The following is a 19,716-nucleotide window of genomic DNA, read 5'->3' as shown; positions in this document are numbered from 1 at the left end:
AATCTCCATTATCAATTTTCCATTCCTTAAATCCTGAGCACTCCCTTCTGCAAGCCAAATTCCCTCCAACGGCTAATGGGGCGGGCATCGGGTAGCTGTGCCGAAACATTCTCCTCCAGATTAACCAGATAGTCCATATAGGCAGCTATCATGGCTATGTTCTCCAACTCTTCGTTGGCAGTGTTGGTGCGTACCAGCATGCGGGCGTTCTTCTCGATAAAGAGGGTGTTGTACTCTCCCTTCACAAAGTCGGGCACGTGCATGATGCGCTTCAGATAGGCAAGGTTGGTCTTTACGCCCGTAATCTTGTACTCGTAGAGCACACGGCGCATACGCTCGATGGCATACTGGCGGGTGGTTGCCCATACGATGAGCTTACCTATCATGGGGTCGTAGTAGATGGGAATCTCATAGCCGTCGTACACGTAGCTGTCAATGCGGACACCGATTCCGTTCGGTTCCGTCAGTTGCTTGATGACACCGGGAGACGGCATGAAGTTGTTTTCCGTATCTTCGGCACAGATGCGGCACTCTATAGCATGGCCGCGCTGGAACAGTTCCTCCTGCTTGAGGTGCAGCACCTCGTCGTTGGCAATGCGGATTTGCTCTTTCACCAGGTCCACGCCTACCACTTCTTCCGTGATGGGGTGCTCCACTTGCAAGCGCGTATTCATTTCGAGGAAGTAGAACCGACGGTTCTTGTCTACCAAAAACTCGATGGTACCTGCACCGGAGTAGTTCACTGCCTTGGCTGCGGCAACCGCCTTCTCCCCCATCTCCCGGCGCAATTCCGGCGTAAGGAAGGGTGACGGGCTTTCTTCTACCACCTTCTGATTGCGACGCTGCACGGAGCATTCGCGGTCGAAGAGGTGGATGACGTTGCCGTGGTTGTCGCCCAATATCTGGAACTCGATGTGGTGGGGTTCTTCCACGAACTTTTCCAGATAGACCGTGTCGTCTCCAAAGGAGGACATGGACTCGGAGCGTGCCGTGTTGTAGGCTTCCACCACTTCGCTCTCGCTATGGATAAGGCGCATACCTTTACCACCGCCACCCATAGACGCCTTCAGCATCACGGGATAACCTATCTCGTTGCAGATGCGCACGGCTTCTTCGGCACTCTGCAAAGGTTGTTCCGTTCCGGGAACCACGGGTACGCCTGCCGCAATCATTCGCTTGCGGGCAGCTATCTTGTCGCCCATCGCCTCCATCGTCTCGGCGGCGGGACCGATAAAGATAATCCCTTCCTCCTTGCAACGGCGTGCAAACTCCGAGTTCTCCGACAAAAAGCCGTAACCCGGATGGATGGCATCGGCACCGCATCGCTTTGCCGTGGCAATCACTTTTTCAATATTCAGATAACTCTCTTTTGCCACGGCCGGTCCTATCGGATAAGCCTCATCGGCATATGCCACATGATGAGAGGTGCGGTCGGCCTCGGAGAAGACCGCAACCGTAAGCAGTCCCATCTCCCGGCACGAACGCATGACGCGCAAGGCAATCTCACCTCTGTTGGCAATCAATACTTTCTTAATCATTTTACTTTTTCTTTAATATATAAAGGATATATATAGTCACACCACAATGCGGACATACCTTTAACAAAGGCATTCCATTTCTTGTTTAAATGTTCAACTAATATCTTCGTACTGTCTTCCTAACCCACGAGCAAAGGCAGCCTTTAATGAATGGCAGGTCTTCTGACTGACTCCTAATCCTGAAGCCTTCCCGATATTTCAATGCATATCAGTGGCAAGGGTGTTTTTCATGATATAAACGGAGCTTCACAGCAGCGGGACTGTCCGGGATTTACACCCGATTCCCTTTTAATCCAGATGATGGAAACATGCATCCGGAACCAATTCGCGGGCAAAGATAACAAAAATTATCAGGAGTATTCGCAAACCTAATAGTTTTTGTTATCTTTGTCCCAGTTTTGGTTTCACCTCTCCCGGTTCTGTTGGAGATGAGTGATGAAAAAGGGAATCAGGTGCAAATCCTGAACAGACCCGCTGCTGTAAGTCCTTCCAAAATCTTTGAATATTCTACAAGCCACTGTCCGCCCGGCGGATGGGAAGGCATTCAAAGAGGGATAAGTCAGAAGACCTGCCAAGACAACATAGTTTTAGTGCTTTCGGGGAATAAAGCAACAAAACATTGAGTCGAGGCATTCTTTATCCATATAAAGGAATCTTTCTCTTTGTTCATTTTTTTCCTTGAGGGCAAGTTACGAACGCTTATAAGGAACTGAAATGAGATTCATCACAGGACTGCTATTTACATTTATCTGCCTGCTTCCTGCAGGTAGTATGGCACAGAATAAGGTCACCTTATCCGGAAAAGTCATAGACCAGCACGGGACACCGATAGCCCAAGCCACCATCGCTGTGGAAAACACCACCTCCGGCACCTATACGGACGACCGGGGGAAGTATTCACTGCAAGTCGCCCCGGGTAAACATACCTTCGTCGTCTCCTTCCTGGGCTACCAAACCGTGAAACAATCCCTCGACATCCGGCAGGATAAAAAACAGAACTTTACATTGCAGGAAAGTGCCGTAACACTGAGTTCTGTCGAGGTCTACGGAAAGACCCAAACGCAGAAAGTGAAGGAAGGAGCCTTTGCCGTCAATGCACTCGACATCAAGCCGATAGTAAACTCACTGAATAACCTCAACGACCTGGTGAACCGTACAACGGGCATTAAGGTGAGAGAGGAAGGCGGAGTTGGCTCGGACTTCGACCTCTCCATCAATGGAATGTCTGGTAATTCAGTCCGCTACTTTTTGGACGGAATGCCACTGGACACCAAAGGAAGCGGTGTTTCCCTCGCCAACTTACCCATTAACATCATAGACCGGATTGAGATATACAAAGGAGTAGTCCCTGCCAGCTTGGGAACAGATGCACTGGGCGGCGCCATCAATATCATTACAAAGCAGGAAAAAAAGGATTATCTGGATGTATCTTACGGCATCGGCTCCTTCCATACCCACAAGGCAGACTTGAATGCACAGTTCGTAGAAAAGAAAAACGGACTAATAGTCCGGCCCACCGTTGGCATCAACTACTCCAAAAACGATTATAGAATGAAGAATGTACAGATGCGCGACGAAAGCGGGGACAACTTCATATATGGCAATCCCAAGCGTTTTCATGACGGCTACTTCTCGCTACTGGCACAGGTGGAAGCCGGATTTGTCAACAAATCCTGGGCTGATGCTTTCTTTGTTTCCGCCTCCTATTCAAAAACAGACAAGGAACTGCAGACGGGGTCTGTTCAAAACAAAGTATACGGAATGGCAGAAAGGAATTCCGATTCCTGGAACATCTCTGCCCGCTATCAGAAGTACAACTTCATCCTGAAGAACATGCAACTGAATGCCTCCCTCTCCCACACCTGGGACCATTCCTTGACCGTGGACACTGCCTATCGGAAGTACTATTGGGACGGAGGATACATCGTGAGCCAGCGCAACGAGATTATGGGCAAAGAACCATCCATGCGCCACTACAAGCGTCCGCTCACCATCATGCGCACCAACCTGGACTATCAGCTGAATACCCATCACAGCTTTAATCTGAACTACCATTTGAGCCGTACCGGAAACGACCGCTTCGATGACCTTGATACCAGCTTCGAGCCGTCAAAAGATGTGGTTACCAAACATATCCTGGGACTCTCCTACAACCAGTCTCTGTTGGATGGCAAGATGGAAAACGTATTCTTCATAAAAGACTACATCAACCATCCCAATATCCGGCAGACCGACCAATCCAGCGTGACCGGCTCGAAGGATGTGCAAGGCTCCACCACCAAGAACTACCTGGGTTACGGTGCCGGACTCCGGTATATCATCGTGGAACCTTTATCCATCAAAGTATCCTACGAGCATAGCGTAAGACTGCCCATCGCCCGCGAGCTGTTGGGAAACGGTACCACCATCTATGCCAACGTGGCACTGAAACCGGAAAACAGCAACAACTTCAATGCCTCTCTGTTCGGCACATGGCACCCGGGCAATGGACATACATTCTATTATGAGATGAGCGGATTTTTCCGTAAGGTAGACAACTACATTCAGACCAGCATTGCCGAGAAAGAGGGTACAATGCAATATACCAACGTCCCGGCTGTCCATGTAAAAGGTGCGGAAGGGGAAATGCGCTACGACTGGCAAGGCAGACTGCAACTCGCCACAAACGTCAGCTACCAGGACACTCGCGACCAGCAGAAGTACAAGGGTGACGGAAAGCCCTCTGCCACCTATAACAACCGTGTGCCCAACCGCCCGTGGCTATTCGGTAGCGTAGAGGCTTATTATACCTTCCGCAACATTGCCCTGCCCGAAAGCAGATTGCGCCTGGGTTGTACCTATCAATGGGTACACTGGTACTTCCTGACCTGGGAAGCTTACGGCGCATATGATAACAAGGCACGCATTCCCGCCCAGCACATCTGTAATGCCGACATCACTTACTCATGGAGACGCGGACGCTATAATCTGGCTTTGGAGTGTACCAACTTCCTCGACAAGACAGCCTATGACAACTACAAGCTGCAGAAGCCCGGACGTGCTTTTTTTGCTAAATTCAGACTATTCATTAACTAATCATTTAATAATTCATTCAAAATGAGAAAATTCAAATTTACACTGATTGCCTTTATGGCTGCCATGATGGCACTGTCATTCACAGCGTGTTCCGATGATGACCCGGAACCTAATCCTAATCCCGACCCGGAAGTCAATGAGGATAACTATCACTTCGACCTATTTGTCACCGTAGACAAACACGGTGGGATGAGTAGCAAGAATACCACTATTGTCCATAGCGTCAACTCATTGGCCGCAGAGCAGGGTGTCATCACTGTGAAAAGAGAAGGTTCGGAACTGGGAGATTATTCCATGGAGACTATCTCAAAAGGAAAATATTACTACCAAATACCCGCAACCAACGACCGTTTCGTAAAATATCAAATCAAGAACAATGCAGTTCAGGTTATTGCAGAACGTCCTTTCAAGGCCAACAGCTATAAGGTACGTTCCTACACACATGCCTGGATTGATGACAACACACTCGTCATCATGTCTACCAATGGTAAGAAGGACAAGATTCTTTATACGAAACTGAACGCAGAGGACTTGACTATCCTTGCTGAAGGTGAACTCAACATACCAGCCCCCACCAACTGGCTCAAACTGACAAGCTCCGGTATCCTCACCTACCGCAAATCAGACAACAGATTGTACTACTTCTACTATTGGAAAGAGACAGACGGTTTGACGAATATAGACCAGCAAGAGCCTAACTTCCATACAGCCATTATCAACCCCTCTACCATGGAAGTAGAAAAAGATGTGCTCTCTCCCATCGAATGCGAAATGGCAGGAAGCGCTTACGGAGAACTGATGCAAAACTGCGTAATGTACGACGAAGCAGACAATCTCTACCTAGCTTGTTTCCACGAAGAAGATAACGCTTTTTTCAAAGGCATCCTGCTACGTATCAACAAAGGCGAAACAGAATTCGACGCTTCCTACAACGGCTATCCCAATGCCGACGGCAAATTGCTGACCGTTCAATATCTGGAAGGGAACAAAGCCTTAGTGTATGCACGTAATGACAATGCCGATAGACCCGCTGCAGATAAGCAACCCGGCATCGACGCTTACTCTCACTACTACGCCATCCTCGATCTTACCACCGGAACCAAGACACGCTTAAGCTATGATGGCAAGGAAATCGGTTACAGCGGCGGTCGCTTCTCACAGCGTTCTGTCATCTTCAACAACAAAGCATACATTGGTGTAAACACTGAAGAAGATGCCAACGCCGTTATCTACATCTATGACATCAAGACCGGTAATGTAGAGAAAGGAGCCGAAGTGGACGGACGCTTCTACTTCGATATGATACGTGTCATAGAGAACGATTAAAACAAGCATCAGTATTTATGAAGAATTTGTTTGTCTTTTTATTCCTTTGTAATTTCCTCCTCCTCTGCCATGCGCACGGGGGAGGCAATTACGAGCACAGCGATATGCTTGCAAGTATGAAACCCGGTGACAAGGCCGCCCTGCTCATGGTGCACTTCGGCACTACGCATGACGATACCCGTGCCCTCACCATTGATGCCATCAACGCCAAGGCACAAGCCGCCTTCCCGGAGTTGAAGTTCCAAGAAGCCTATACGTCGCGCATCATCATCCGCCGCTTGAAAGAGCGCGGCATCACGAAGCTGACTCCACTGGATGCCATGCTGAAACTGCGCAGCGAAGGTTACACACACCTCATCGTACAGAGTACCAACATCATTGACGGAGTAGAAATGGAATCCCTCCGCCGGGATGTGGAAAGCGCACTACCCTTCTTCAAGGAAATACGTGTAGGTACTCCCCTGCTCTACTCTATCGAAGATGCAGAGAAAGTGGCAAGTATTCTGGGGAACCGCTACAACGCCCCGGCACAAAGCAAGAAAGCTACCAAAGAACACTTCGTCCTTGTGGGCCACGGCACCTATACCCCCAGTACCGCCATCTACAGTCAGATGGACTATATGCTGAAAGCAGGCGGACTGACCAATTTCCATGTGGGCACCATCGAAGGTTATCCAACCTTTGACACCATGCTGGCACAACTGAAAGCCGGGAAAGCCAAACGTGTGACCCTCATACCCTTCATGTTTGTTGCCGGAGACCATGCCAAAAACGACATTGCCGGAGAGTGGAAGGAGATGCTCGAGAAAGAAGGCTTCACCGTCAGTGCACAACTGGAAGGACTGGGACAAATTCCGGAAATTCAAGAAATATTCATTGACCATATCCGTTTCGGACTGAAGCACCGCATGCTGGACATCATGACGAAGAAGGCGGCCTATGCTGCCGGAAAAGACACAGAATAATATACCCATTAGTGGGTATTTAGTGTTCTTGAATCATCTTGTACTTTTGCAGGAAAAAAGCGAACGACAATGAATGTTATCACCAAACTGATGTACTCTATTCATAGGATACTGGGCACTTTGCTCTGTATCCTATTTCTCATGTGGTTCCTCTCCGCCTTCGTGATGATGTACCACCGCTTTCCCCGTGTCAGCGCCAAAGAGAAAATGCAAAAGCTGGATATGCTCTCCCAAACCGGAGACTCACTTCCGGACATCTCCTCCGTCACAGCCCGCCTGCCCCGTGGCGTAAAGGTCAGGTCTACGATACTGAACCTCAATGCCGGACACCCCGAGTTCAGCTTTAGTACCACAAAAGGCACGCTTCATTTCCTTGCCGATTCCACCATCTCACGACCCTCTCTGGACAGCGAACACCTGCACCGGACAGCAGCTTTGTGGTGTTCTTCTCCCATTACCCGTATCGACACCCTCCACTCTCTGGACCAATGGATTCCCTTCGCTGAACTGAAAAAGGAAATGCCCATTTATAAAATATACTTTGCCGACGATGCCGGGACACAGCTCTATCTGAGTTCACAAAACGGTGAGGCCTTGCAGTTCTCCAACAGAAGCGAACGCTTCTGGGCATGGCTGGGTGCCATTCCCCACTGGGTATACTTCACCTGGCTGCGGCAGGACACCGTCCTTTGGACTAAGACCGTCATCTGGCTCACAGCTCTGGGTTGTCTCATGGTCATTGCCGGCATTTGGGTAACTGTGGATGTATGGCGTAAGACGCACCGAAGCCGCCATCCCAAGTTCTCCCCCTACCGAAAAAGATGGTATCACTGGCACTACGTCAGCGGAATCTTTTTCGGCATCTTCGTACTGACCTTCACCTTCAGCGGCATGATGTCTCTGGCAGACATTCCCGAATGGATTCATAAACCGGCACTGAAGAAAGGCAGCGCCACACGCACGCTCCATGCCCGTGCCCCACAACCGGAGGATTACCCCTTGGACTACCGCCGTGTCATAGCTGCCTATCCCCAAGCTTTGCAGATAGAGTGGCGCAACTTCCGCGAACATCCCTACTACATCGTAAAAGATAGAAAAAACGAGTATTACATCGATGCCGCCGACAGCCTGCCGCGTCCGTTACAACTCTCCGAAGAAGAAATCCTGAAAGGCGTGGAAAGCATTTATACCTCCCAGCGTGATTCTTCACAACATATCCCCGGCATACGTATCTCCCGGCTCGAACATTTCGAGACCTACTATCGCGACATGAGCAATATGTATCGCGGACGACCCCAGCTTCCCGTCTGGAAGATAACGGTGGACGACCCGGACCGGAGCGTCTATTACATTCACCCGGAAACGGGAATCATCCGCCATGTAGACACCTCCTCCCGCTGGAAATACTGGAGCTATACAGCCCTGCACCGCATGCGTCTGCCCGGTCTGAACTCCAATGCCACCCTGCGCAAGACTGTGCTTTGGGTATTGCTGCTTGGAGGTACAGCCGTTTGCATCACGGGTGTGGCGTTAAGTGTGAATTATATAAGAAGAAAATGTTGTAAAAGACAAAAACGCTATTAACGAGAATAAACTTGTATGAATAAGAAAAGACTTGGAATATTCCTCGGCAGCATAGCCCTATTGATTGTCTGCAGCTTTGCGGCCTATCAGTACTGGCTTGCTCCTACACGTATACTTATTATCAACGCAACCCTGGCACAAGCTGCCGACATTGCCCTGAACAATGACTGCGCCCGGATAGAAGTCACCTGCATAAAAAAAGAAGAGGTGAAGGACCTTTCCGGCTATGATGCCATCGTGATGTACAGCAGAGGGCTATACCTTGACGACGGCCAGATTGCCGAAGTGGAACGGGTGGGTGCCAGCGGAGTACCAGTCTTTACGAATACGTTACGAAATTTCACCCTCTCCCTCAATCACAATGTTACCAATGAACAACAGCATACGCTACGGGAGTATCTCAAGAACGGCAACAAGCACAACTACCGGAATGCCTTACTCTACCTGCGCCACATCGCCACTCCCCACCGGTGGGGACACCAGGATTACGAGCCTCCCATCCCATTGCTGGAGAACATGTTCTACCACCGCGAATACGGCCGCTACTTCAGTACTCCGCAAGAGGTGACCGCCTATCTGAAAGAAAAAAATCTCTACCATGAGGACGGACGCAACCTTGCCCTGATTTCCGGACTCAACTTTCCGATGGAAGGAAACCGTGCCCACGTAGATTCCCTCATCACGTGCTTGACACAAGCAGGCTTCAATGTCTATCCTTTCACAGCCGGAGGTCAACCGCGTGCCGATATGATACGTACCCTCCATCCCGATGCAGTAGTCTACCTGCCTATGGGACGGCTGGGCAATGACTCACTCATCAACTGGCTGCACCAGGAAAACATTCCTTTATTCATGCCCTTCCCGCTGATTCAGCCCCACGAGGAATGGCTGGACCCGGATACCCCCGTCAGCGGTGGCACACTGACCGCCCGTGTAGTGGTGCCTGAGATAGATGGAGGCATGCTACCCCTCTGCATCGCTACCCAAAACGAAAACAAACACGGATACTATCTGTACACCGCTGAAAATGAACGGATAGATGCCGTAGTGGACCATATTACCAAGTACATGTCCTTGAGAGACATGTCCAACAAAGAAAAGCGCGTTGCTATCTGTTACTTCAAGACTCCGGGAAAAGACGCCCTGCTGGCAAGCGGTATGGAAGTGATTCCTTCACTCTATAACTTCTTGAAACGCCTGCGTTCGGAAGGGTACGACGTCAGTGGACTGCCTGCTACTGTAGAGGAGTTCGGCAAGCGGATACATCGTGACGGTGCCGTCATGGGTTCGTATGCCAAAGGAGCACAAGAACAGTTTTTGAAAACGGCACACCCGATATGGCTTTCTACCGAGCAATACGAACAATGGGCACACGAAGTACTCTTTCCCGAGAAATATCAGGAAGTAACAGACAGATATGGAGATGCGCCCGGCAATCTGCTGGTAACAGAGGACAGTATTGCCATTGCCTGCTTGCAATTCGGCAATATCCTACTCTTCCCCCAGCCCCGCCCGGCATTGGGAGATGATGAGTTCAAACTGGTGCATGGAATGCCGGTAGCGCCGCCCCACAGCTACCTGGCTCCTTATCTGTATATGCAAAAAGGATTCAAGGCAGATGCAGTGATTCACTTCGGCACCCACGGCAACTTGGAATACACGCCCGGAAAGAATGTGGCACAGTCGCAGGCCGACTGGTCGGATGTACTGATTGGTAACCTCCCCCACTTCTATTTCTATACCACCGGAAACGTAGGCGAGGGTATCATTGCCAAACGCCGGACACATGCCGTACTGGTCACCCATCTCACTCCGCCCTACGTGGAGAGCGGTATGCGCCAACGCTATTCGGCCTTGCTGGAAGATATTCACAAAGTGCTGGACGAAGGGACTGCCAAACACCGGGCTCTGGGAATGAACATCAAAAAAGAGGCCATGCGCCTGGGGCTGCACCGCGACCTCAATCTGGATTCCATATCCGGCGAACCCTATACAGCCGAGGAGTTGGAACGTCTGGATGCCTTCACCGAAGAGATAGCCAACGAAAAGATACTGGGTGCGTACTACACCATGAACGAGCCTTATTCTGACCGCGACCTGCTGACCACCACTCTCGCCGTCGCTGCCGACCCGCTGGCATACGAAACGGCCCGCAAGGACCGCGATAAAGGCAAAATCACCACAGAGCAGTTGCAAGACTTCACCTATATAGCCCACCACTACTTGCCTGCCGCCAGGAAAAGACTGACCGCCTTACTCCAGAATCCACCCAAGGATACTGCATCTGTAGCACCGGAGCTTCGCCCCGCCCTACTCTATCGCGAACAGTTGCTTGCCTCCTCCGTCAACGAACAGAATGCCATGGTGCGTGCACTCAGCGGAGGAACCGTATTCCCTGCGCCGGGAGGTGACCCCGTACTGAACCCGAACGTTCTGCCCACCGGACGCAACATGTACAGCATCAACGCCGAGAATACTCCCAACCCAAGGGCTTGGGAAGATGGAAAGCGATTGGCAGAAGCGACTTTAAAACAGTACATCAGCAAGCACGGCGAATATCCCCGGAAAGTAAGCTATACCTTCTGGGCAGGCGAATTCATCAATACGGAAGGAGCTACGCTGGCCCAGGTATTCTGGATGCTGGGAGTAGAACCCGTACGCGACGCCCAAGGCAGAGTGGTTGACCTGAAACTGGTGCCCAGTGAAGAACTGGGGCGTCCGCGCATCAATGTGCTGGTACAAGTGTCCGGACAGCTACGCGACATAGCCGGTTCCCGCTTGAAGTTACTGACCGATGCTATACGTCTGGCATCGGAAGCCGGAGATGAGACCTATCCCAACTATGTGGCATCGGGTACACTGTTGCAGGAAAAATTACTGGTGGAAAAGGGAACTTCCCCCAAACGTGCCCGTGAAATGTCTGTGATGCGTGTATTCGGACCGATCAACAGCGGATACAGTACCGGTATGATGGCCTATACCGAGCACAGCGGCTCGTGGGAAAGCGAAAAGGAGATAGCCGAAGGATACCTCAACAATATGGGTGCCTCTTATGGGGACGACGGAAATTGGGGAGACGTCCAGGAAGGTTTGTTTGCCTCGGCACTGTCCGAAACGGATGTTGTCATCCAGCCCCGTCAAAGTAACACATGGGGCCCCATCTCCCTGGATCATGTATACGAATTTACGGGTGGACTCTCGCTCACCGTCAAAACCGTGACCGGCAAGGAACCGGATGCTTATATGGCAGACTACCGCAACCGGACCAACCGCCGCATGCAGGATGCCAAAGAGGCCATTGCCGTAGAGACACGTTCCACCATCTTGAACCCTACCTTTATACAAGAGCGGATGAAAGGCGGGGAAGGTTCGGCGCAGATGTTCGGCGAAATCTTCCGCAACATCTTCGGCTGGCACGTCATGCGTCCGTCGGCCATGGACAAAGAACTGTTCAATGACTTGTATAGAATGTATATAAAGGATGAGAATAAGCTGGGCATTCACGAGTACTTCCTCCGCGTCAATCCCGCCGCATTCCAGGCTATGACAGCCGTCATGCTGGAAAGCGCCCGCAAAGGTTACTGGAAAGCATCTGATGAGCAACTGAAAACCACTGCTTCCCTGCATGCACAAATCACACGCGAAAAAGGTGCCGCTTGTACCGAATTCGTTTGCGACAATGACAAGCTACAGTCGTTCGTTGCCGACCAGTTGGATAATAGCGAGAAGCAGACCTATACCCAGAACATGAAGGAGGTACACGAAGCATCCGCAACCGATGGCAAGGATGTCGTACTGAAAGAACACAAACTGACTTCCGAACAAACGGTACGTAAGAACAGGGTGAACGGAGTGATTGCAGGCAGTCTTGTCGTCATCACCTTCATCGGACTGGTCGTACTGTTGAAGAAAAGAAAAAAAGAATAAATAGAAACAGAGTATTATGGAATACGCCATTCATCTGTTAGCCCTATTCATCGCCCTCAATTTTCTATTAAAGGTGGGGTTCTATCCACGCTGGGGAATGTGGACGGTTGCCGCAGGCTATGCCTTTTTTGCGTGGCTGGTGACTCCATGGATGACGGAACAGTCCAAGACCGTGGTGGCAGCTTTCTTTGCCTCCCGTCCACAGATGTTGAACTTGTCGGTATGTGTCACTCTGGAAGCCGCCGTAATGATAACTTTCTGTTTCGACTGTTTCGCAGAAATGCGTACCCGCAACACGGCCTTCAAACAAGCGGTCACCCTCTTCCTGAAGTTATACCCCGGCATACTGATAGGCGGAGTAATATGCTATGTCCTGGCACTGCTGCTTTTCACTTTTCCCGGAATAGATTTCGGCAGTCTCTCATGGATAGCAGCCGGCGTTACTTTCCTTGCAGTTTGTGCTGGGAGCCTTCTGCTGCGGCATGCTATCGGTGATAAACCACTGCGCTTGGAAGTACTGTTCATTGTTAATATTTTCATTGTTATATTGAGCATCATTGCCACGGGCTATTGAAATAAATTAAAGAATTAAAAACTAAAAAGATATATGGAAACAATCTCAAACACACTGTTCTGGATTTCAAACGGGCTGCTGGTTCCCGTCGTAGTCCTGCTGCTGCTATTCTTTCTACGTGCCATTATCCTTGCGGGAGGTTTCTTCGGCGAGTTCTACCAGCGGATGAAATTACAGAAGCAATTCACTGAAACACTGGAGAACATCATCCCAGAGAATATAGACGGACTGCTGCAGCAACTCCCATCGGCAGGCAACTCCCCTCTCCTCCGCAGCTTGTCCAAATTGTCCGCACACCGGGACGACGCTGCCTACTGCGAACACCTGCTTGCCAACTATGAAGTGGAAGCCGAGAAGGAGTTGGAACGTTCGCGTACATTCATCAAACTGGGTCCCATGTTGGGACTGATGGGTACCCTCATCCCGATGGGTCCCGCACTGGTGGGGCTGGCACAAGGAGACATCTCCTCCATGGCCTACAATATGCAGGTGGCTTTTGCCACTACAGTGGTAGGTTTGGTCATTGCTGCTGTCGGCATCATTACCCTGCAAGTGAAACAACGCTGGTATGCCCGCGAAATGAACGACTTGGAATATCTGTACAAAGTGATAAGCCGCCAAACGGCCGAAAAGGAATAACGGACTAACGATACGAAAACTATGAAGAGTAAGAGAAACAGATTACTGCACAGCGATTCGGACTCCGACCCCATGGGTACGGTAGCCAATCTTTTTGACGTAGCAATGGTCTTTGCCGTAGCCTTGATGGTGGCTCTCGTCTCCCGCTTCAATATGACGGAGATGTTTTCTAAAGAAGACTTCACCATGGTGAAGAATCCCGGAAAGGAAAATATGGAAATCATTACCAAAGAAGGGCAGGAAATCAAGAAATACACTCCCAGCGAAGACCAAAAGACCTCCGGTAAAAGAGGAAAGAAAGTGGGAGTTGCCTATCAGCTTGAAAATGGAGAGATTATCTATGTGCCGGAATAAGGGAATACAGTACCTATTAATAGCTATTTGGCCATCGCAGTATAACAACTATTAAGTATTTCACCCTCCGATAATGGTATGTACCTTTGCAGCGTTATATAAAATAAAACAATATATGATAAAGCAAAGACTTCTCACAGCTCTCCTTATGGGAGGAATCATCGCCACCGGTGCCTATGCACAAGCAGAAAAAGGTGACAGCGACGATATGACCAAGAAAACTCACGAGTTGAACCCGGTCGTAGTAACGGGTACGGGTACACATCAGCGACTGAAGAACACTCCGTCTCCGGTATCGGTTATCACTGCCAACGAGATAAAGCGTGCCGGTATCACCGACTTCCAGCAGGCCTTGACCATGATGGTACCCTCGCTCTCCTTCCGTCCGAACGCGATGGGGTCCTATCTGATGATGAACGGACTCTCCAACAAACACGTGCTGATATTGGTAAACGGACGCAAGGTCACGGGAGACATTACCGGTAACATCGACCTCAACCAAATAGACATGACCCGCGTCAAGCGCATCGAGGTGCTGAACGGAGCCGCTTCTTCCCTTTATGGTTCGGATGCCATCAGCGGTGTAATCAATATCATTACCAACGAGCCTAAAGATGTGGTAGCCTTCAGCAGCAATAGCAGCTATACGAGAAAGAATCAATTCTCCCAAGGCTTGAATCTGGACATCGCCCAAGGAAAAATAGGGTCCTATACTTCCTATAAATACGACCACTCCGACGGTTGGCAAAACAGCCATCTGACAGAAGATGGAGAAGACATCATCGAAACGATTGCCCCGCTCTCCCTGGGCTACAGCTCGAATAACTTTTCGCAGAAGTTTACCTATGATGCTACGGACCAGCTTTCCTTCTATGCCAACGGCGGATACTATAACCGCGGACTCGAACGTCCGGTAGAACGCGAAGACATCACCGGCGGAAGCAAGTACAACACTGCCTACGAAGGTTACAACTGGGGGGCAGGCGCCAAATACAAACTGAGTAAACGCAACGTTATCCAGTTCGACTATTCAGGAAACAATTACGCATCACGCTACAAATACCTGATAGAAAACAGCGGATACCTGCCCGGACAGTATGCGCTTACCAAGCTTCAGAAATTCCATGATGCCGAGTTGAAAGGTATCTTCGGTTTTACAACCAACAGCACTACGGTGTTCGGTGTGGACTATCGCCGTGAAGTGCTCCGCCGTCCCGACTCCGATTTGGACAAAAGTGTCTATACGACATCAGCCTACGGCCAGCATGAAGTGAAGCTATGGAACCATCTGACCGGTGTTGTGGGTGTACGCTACGACCATCACGAACAGACGGGCGGACGCTTCACCCCCAAAGTGGCAGCCATGTACAACATAGGCAACTTCAATGTACGTGCCACCTATGCTGCCGGATTCCGCGCTCCGGGAATTGACGAGCTCTACTACCACATGTTCAAGAAGACAATGGGTACACGAGCCACCATCTCATTGGGTGACGAGAACCTCGACCCCGAACACAGCAACTATTACTCCATCAACATGGAATACCGTACCAACCGTTTCAGTGCTTCTGTCACCGGTTACCTGAACTATGTAAAGAACATGGTAACTTCCAAATCCACTAAATTCGATGACCTACCGGAAGCAGAGCAGAACCAGTTGCGTGAAGAGTTCCCCGAAATCGGTGACCTTTCATCCACAAAAAACCTAAGTGTCAAAAACTACTTCAACTTCGAGAAAGCTACCGTCAAAGGCTTTGAAGTGAACTTGAACGGCAATCTGTTCCCGGGCTTCACCCTGGCCGGAAACTATACCTACGCCTATGGACGCGGTCTGAACGAAGGAGGCGAATGGCAAAACATCGAGCGCAGCATACGCCATACAGCCACCATCACCGGAAACTATACACACAGCTGGAGCGACTATACCTTGAACCTCAACCTGAACGGTCGTCTGCAAAGCAAAGTCTATTATCCGGGTGACGCAGACGGCAATGCTCCGGGTTACGGCATCTGGAACCTCAATACCCGCCATACCTTCGACGGCTTCCGCAACTTTGTCATCGAACCGGGCATCGGCATAGACAATATCTTCAACAAGAAAGACAACCGCCCGCTGAACAAGAACTTCGCCTTGTATTCTCCGGGACGTTCGGTAGTAATCAGCCTGGCACTCAGACTAAAATAATCTCTCCATAACGCATTTAGAAACAACAACAATTATGAAACATTTTTTCATCACTCTCTATTTACTCGGCATCAGCCTCTTCTCCTCCGCACAACAAGAGGAGAAGGCGGCTCTGCTCATCACCCATTATGGCAGTTCGGACCCTCAGACACGTGCCTTGACGCTCGACGTCGTGACCCGTGAGGCACAAGAAGCCTTTCCGCAGTTTACAGTGCGCGAAGCATACATCTCGCCGATTGTACGAAAAAGACTTGCCAAGGAGGGTGTGTACAAAGACAGCCCTACAGATGCACTGCTGAAACTTCGCGCCGAAGGCTACCGGACCATCTACGTCCAGAGCACCACCTTGATAGAAGGCAGTGAGATGACCTCCGTCCGCAGGGATGCAGACAAGCTCCGTCCCTTCTTCAAGGAGATAAAAGTGGGAAATCCCCTGCTCTACTCCGTCGAAGACTGCGAGAAGGTAATCGGTATACTGACCGCCGAACAGCCGGAAAAGAAAGAAGACATTGTCTATGTGGGGCACGGCAACCAGCTACCCAGCACGGCTACTTACGCCATGCTCGACTTCATGATGAAAGCCCATGGACTGAAGAACTTCCACGTCAGCACCATTGAAGGATATCCTACCCTGGACGCAACCCTGCTGCAACTGAAAGAGACACGCCCCAAGAGCGTGACATTGGTTCCGTTGCTGTTGGTATGCGGCAACCATACCAAGGAAGACATTGCCGGCGTGTGGAAGACGGAACTTGAAAAGCAAGGCTATCAAGTGAATGTACGCATGCAGGGACTGGGCGAAAACAAAGCCATCCGCCAGCTCTATATGGAACACATCAAAGCTATGCTAAAAGATTGATAACCAGCAAGCGTAAAAGGGTTACACCTTTTACATACCAAGGCTACACCCTTTGCTCCGGATGGCTACACCATCCCGGACAAAGGGTGTAGCTCTTTTCAATGTACACAGATTACGGACATTTGTAACCATATTACGGATTCCTCCTCCTGCAATATGGAACTTTCCGGATTATTCTCTACATTTGTACAAAACTAACAGGAACGTTTATGGAAGAAGTAATCAAGCTCAATGCTGTAGACCAATACAACAAGATGTTCGGTCTCGAAACCCTGCATCCGCTGGTCAGCGTAGTCGATTTGTCCGAAGCCACCGGATATCCCAGGCATTTCACCTTGAACTATGGCGTATACGCCCTTTTCCTCAAAAACACCAAATGCGGAGACATACGCTATGGAAAACAGTATTACGATTACCAGGAAGGCACGGTAACCAGCTTCGCCCCGGGCCAGGTGACCGAGGTCAACATGCTGGAAGGTATGCAGCCCAGCGCCTCCGGCCTGCTGTTCCACCCCGACCTGATAAAAGGCACCTCGCTGGGACAAGGAATAAAGCAGTATTCCTTCTTTTCCTATTCCTCTACCGAGGCACTGCATTTGTCCGAAGACGAGAAAGAAATCTTCCTCGACTGTCTGAAGAAGATTAAGATGGAAATCCAACGCCCCATCGATAAGCACAGCAAGGGTCTGATTGCGCGCAACATCGAGCTGCTGCTGGACTACTGCATGCGTTTCTACGAACGCCAGTTCATCACCCGCTCGGCAGCCAACAAGGACATCCTGATGAAATTCGAAGCACTGATAGACGACTATTTCCAAAGCGACAAACCGCAGACCGAAGGACTGCCTTCCGTGAAATACTTCGCAGACAAAGTGTTCCTCTCCTCCAACTATTTCGGAGATTTGGTGAAGAAGGAAACCGGAAAGACGGCGCAGGAATATATCCAGAACAAAATCATCGACCTGGCCAAAGAAATGATTATAGGAAGCGGGAAGACAGTCAGCCAGATTGCCTATGAACTGGGATACCAGTATTCGCAGCACTTCAACCGCGTGTTCAAGAAGAACGTAGGCTATACTCCGAGCGAATACCGGCACTTGCAGGTTTAGACAATAAAGTTTCACCACAGATTACGCGGATTAGCGCAGAGTTTTTTCGGTTTCATCAAATATAAGTTCTATCTTTGTATGCCAATAGAACATATGGATATGAAACACCCCAAAATAATTGTTGCCGGCATCGGACCGGGCAATGAATCGGATATGACTCCCGCCGTAATTTCCGCTTTGCAAGAATCAGATGTAGTGGTGGGATATAAGTATTATTTTCAATTTGTAATCCCTTATCTCCACCCCTCAACAGCATGCATAGATACCGGCATGAAGCGTGAACGCGCCCGTGCCGAGCAGGCTTTCGAGCTGGCGGAGCAGGGAAAGACGGTCTGCGTCATCAGTTCCGGGGATGCGGGCATCTATGGTATGACGCCGCTTGTCTACGAGATGAAGCGGGAAAGGAACAGCGACGTGGAAATCGTTTCGCTGCCGGGCATCAGCGCTTTCCAAAAGGCAGCCTCACTGCTGGGAGCTCCCGTAGGACATGACTTCTGTGTCATCTCCCTTTCAGACCTGATGACTCCCTGGGAGCGTATTGAAAGGCGTATCATCGCAGCCGCTGCCGCCGACTTCGTGACGGCAGTCTACAACCCCAAAAGTGAAGGACGCTACTGGCAGCTTTACCGCTTGAAAGAACTCTTTCTGCAGGAAGGACGCTCACCGGAAACGCCCGTGGGATATGTACGCCAGGCAGGACGCCCGGAACAAGCGGTACACATCACCACGCTGGGAGATTTCAATCCCGAAGAGGTGGATATGTTTACAGTCATATTGATAGGCAACTCACAGTCCTACGAATGGAACGGAGCCTTCATCACTCCGCGCGGCTATTACCGGGACACGAATACCGAAGCCACGGGCATCGGGCAAGACATCATGATTCGCAGTTTCCGTACCATCGAAAAGGAACTGAAGAACAAACATATTCCCCTCGACCATAAATGGGCTTTACTCCATGCCATACATACCACCGCCGATTTTGAAATGGAGTATCTGCTGCATACGGACGAAGGTGCCGTGGCTTCCTTGTATCAAGCCATCGAGAAAGGCGGAATCAAGACCATTGTCACAGACGTCACGATGGCAGCCAGCGGTATCCGCAAAGGAGCTTTGCAGCGGCTGGGCGTAGAGGTGAAATGTTACCTTGGCGACCTGCGCACAGCGACGATGGCTGCAGAGAAAGGCATCACCCGTACCCAGGCAGGCATCCGCCTGGCTGTGGAGGAGCATCCCGATGCTTTCTTTGTATTCGGCAATGCACCTACGGCACTTATGGAACTCTGCGACCTGATACGTAAGGGCAAGGCACATCCGGCGGGCATTGTTGCTGCACCGGTAGGCTTCGTGCATGTGCAGGAGTCCAAACACATGGTGAAACCCTTTACGGAAATACCCAAGATTATCGTAGAAGGACGTAAGGGAGGCAGTAACTTAGCTGCCACGCTGGTGAACTCCGTGCTGTGCTACAACGATGCGGAGCAGTTGCGCCCGGGCAGGGATGTGTAAGTGAAAAGAGACATTCCATAACATTACTTGTTACGACCGATAACATTACTTGTTATGCCCCCTTACATTACT

Annotated in this window: 13 protein-coding genes and 2 riboswitches; of the genes, 12 read left to right on the top strand and 1 reads right to left on the bottom strand. The window is 50.3% G+C overall.

The genetic code is table 11. From position 1 onward, the window contains the following. Positions 1 to 26 precede the first annotated feature (26 nt). Positions 27 to 1,538, bottom strand: a complete 1,512-nt coding sequence (accC, locus tag DWY55_RS11195) for an acetyl-CoA carboxylase biotin carboxylase subunit (RefSeq protein WP_120178089.1) — start codon at positions 1,536 to 1,538, stop codon at positions 27 to 29. A 134-nt stretch (positions 1,539 to 1,672) separates the two neighbouring features. Beyond that, positions 1,673 to 1,878: riboswitch (cobalamin riboswitch) on the bottom strand. A gap of 42 nt (positions 1,879 to 1,920) precedes the next feature. After that, a riboswitch (cobalamin riboswitch) is annotated at positions 1,921 to 2,129 on the top strand. Positions 2,130 to 2,252: 123 nt separating this feature from the next. Here accC and DWY55_RS11190 point away from each other — a divergent pair. The 12 genes from DWY55_RS11190 to cobJ all read left to right on the top strand — a co-directional run bounded on the left by DWY55_RS11190 (position 2,253) and on the right by cobJ (position 19,644). Beyond that, positions 2,253 to 4,613: a TonB-dependent receptor gene (locus DWY55_RS11190; protein ID WP_117887246.1), complete on the top strand. Its 2,361-nt coding sequence runs from the start codon at positions 2,253 to 2,255 to the stop codon at positions 4,611 to 4,613. 21 nt (positions 4,614 to 4,634) lie between these two features. Then, on the top strand, positions 4,635 to 5,939 hold the full coding sequence (locus DWY55_RS11185) for a hypothetical protein (RefSeq protein WP_117599539.1): 1,305 nt from the start codon (positions 4,635 to 4,637) through the stop codon (positions 5,937 to 5,939). A gap of 17 nt (positions 5,940 to 5,956) precedes the next feature. Then, on the top strand, positions 5,957 to 6,904 hold the full coding sequence (locus tag DWY55_RS11180; RefSeq protein ID WP_117681281.1) for a sirohydrochlorin cobaltochelatase: 948 nt from the start codon (positions 5,957 to 5,959) through the stop codon (positions 6,902 to 6,904). Between the two features lie 69 nt (positions 6,905 to 6,973). Next, on the top strand, positions 6,974 to 8,488 hold the full coding sequence (locus DWY55_RS11175; protein WP_005836677.1) for a PepSY domain-containing protein: 1,515 nt from the start codon (positions 6,974 to 6,976) through the stop codon (positions 8,486 to 8,488). Positions 8,489 to 8,503: 15 nt separating this feature from the next. Beyond that, positions 8,504 to 12,415, top strand: coding sequence for a cobaltochelatase subunit CobN (locus DWY55_RS11170; protein ID WP_117878139.1), 3,912 nt, complete (start codon positions 8,504 to 8,506; stop codon positions 12,413 to 12,415). Positions 12,416 to 12,431: 16 nt separating this feature from the next. Further along, on the top strand, positions 12,432 to 12,989 hold the full coding sequence (locus DWY55_RS11165; RefSeq protein WP_008663409.1) for a hypothetical protein: 558 nt from the start codon (positions 12,432 to 12,434) through the stop codon (positions 12,987 to 12,989). A gap of 33 nt (positions 12,990 to 13,022) precedes the next feature. Continuing rightward, a complete protein-coding gene (locus DWY55_RS11160; RefSeq protein WP_005836673.1) occupies positions 13,023 to 13,628 on the top strand; it encodes a MotA/TolQ/ExbB proton channel family protein in 606 nt (201 codons plus the stop codon). Between the two features lie 21 nt (positions 13,629 to 13,649). Next, positions 13,650 to 13,982, top strand: coding sequence for a DUF2149 domain-containing protein (locus DWY55_RS11155; protein WP_005829376.1), 333 nt, complete (start codon positions 13,650 to 13,652; stop codon positions 13,980 to 13,982). A 115-nt stretch (positions 13,983 to 14,097) separates the two neighbouring features. Further along, positions 14,098 to 16,167 carry a TonB-dependent receptor plug domain-containing protein gene (locus DWY55_RS11150; protein ID WP_181986301.1) on the top strand — a complete coding sequence of 690 codons (2,070 nt, stop codon included), beginning with the start codon at positions 14,098 to 14,100 and terminating at the stop codon, positions 16,165 to 16,167. A 34-nt stretch (positions 16,168 to 16,201) separates the two neighbouring features. After that, the gene (locus tag DWY55_RS11145) at positions 16,202 to 17,026 is read left to right on the top strand and encodes a sirohydrochlorin cobaltochelatase (protein ID WP_057087706.1); all 825 of its coding nucleotides are present in this window, start codon (positions 16,202 to 16,204) and stop codon (positions 17,024 to 17,026) included. Between the two features lie 209 nt (positions 17,027 to 17,235). After that, the gene (locus DWY55_RS11140) at positions 17,236 to 18,135 is read left to right on the top strand and encodes a helix-turn-helix domain-containing protein (RefSeq protein WP_005836667.1); all 900 of its coding nucleotides are present in this window, start codon (positions 17,236 to 17,238) and stop codon (positions 18,133 to 18,135) included. Between the two features lie 99 nt (positions 18,136 to 18,234). Continuing rightward, positions 18,235 to 19,644 (top strand): precorrin-3B C(17)-methyltransferase, encoded by a 1,410-nt coding sequence (gene cobJ / locus DWY55_RS11135; RefSeq protein WP_117878214.1) that lies wholly within the window; start codon positions 18,235 to 18,237, stop codon positions 19,642 to 19,644. Positions 19,645 to 19,716 lie beyond the last annotated feature (72 nt).

This window comes from Bacteroides sp. AF25-38AC (genome assembly GCF_003602995.1).
GTDB lineage: Bacteria > Bacteroidota > Bacteroidia > Bacteroidales > Bacteroidaceae > Bacteroides > Bacteroides uniformis.
The sequence above is the reverse complement of the archived record's forward strand: the minus strand, read 5'-3'. Positions and strand labels throughout refer to the sequence as shown.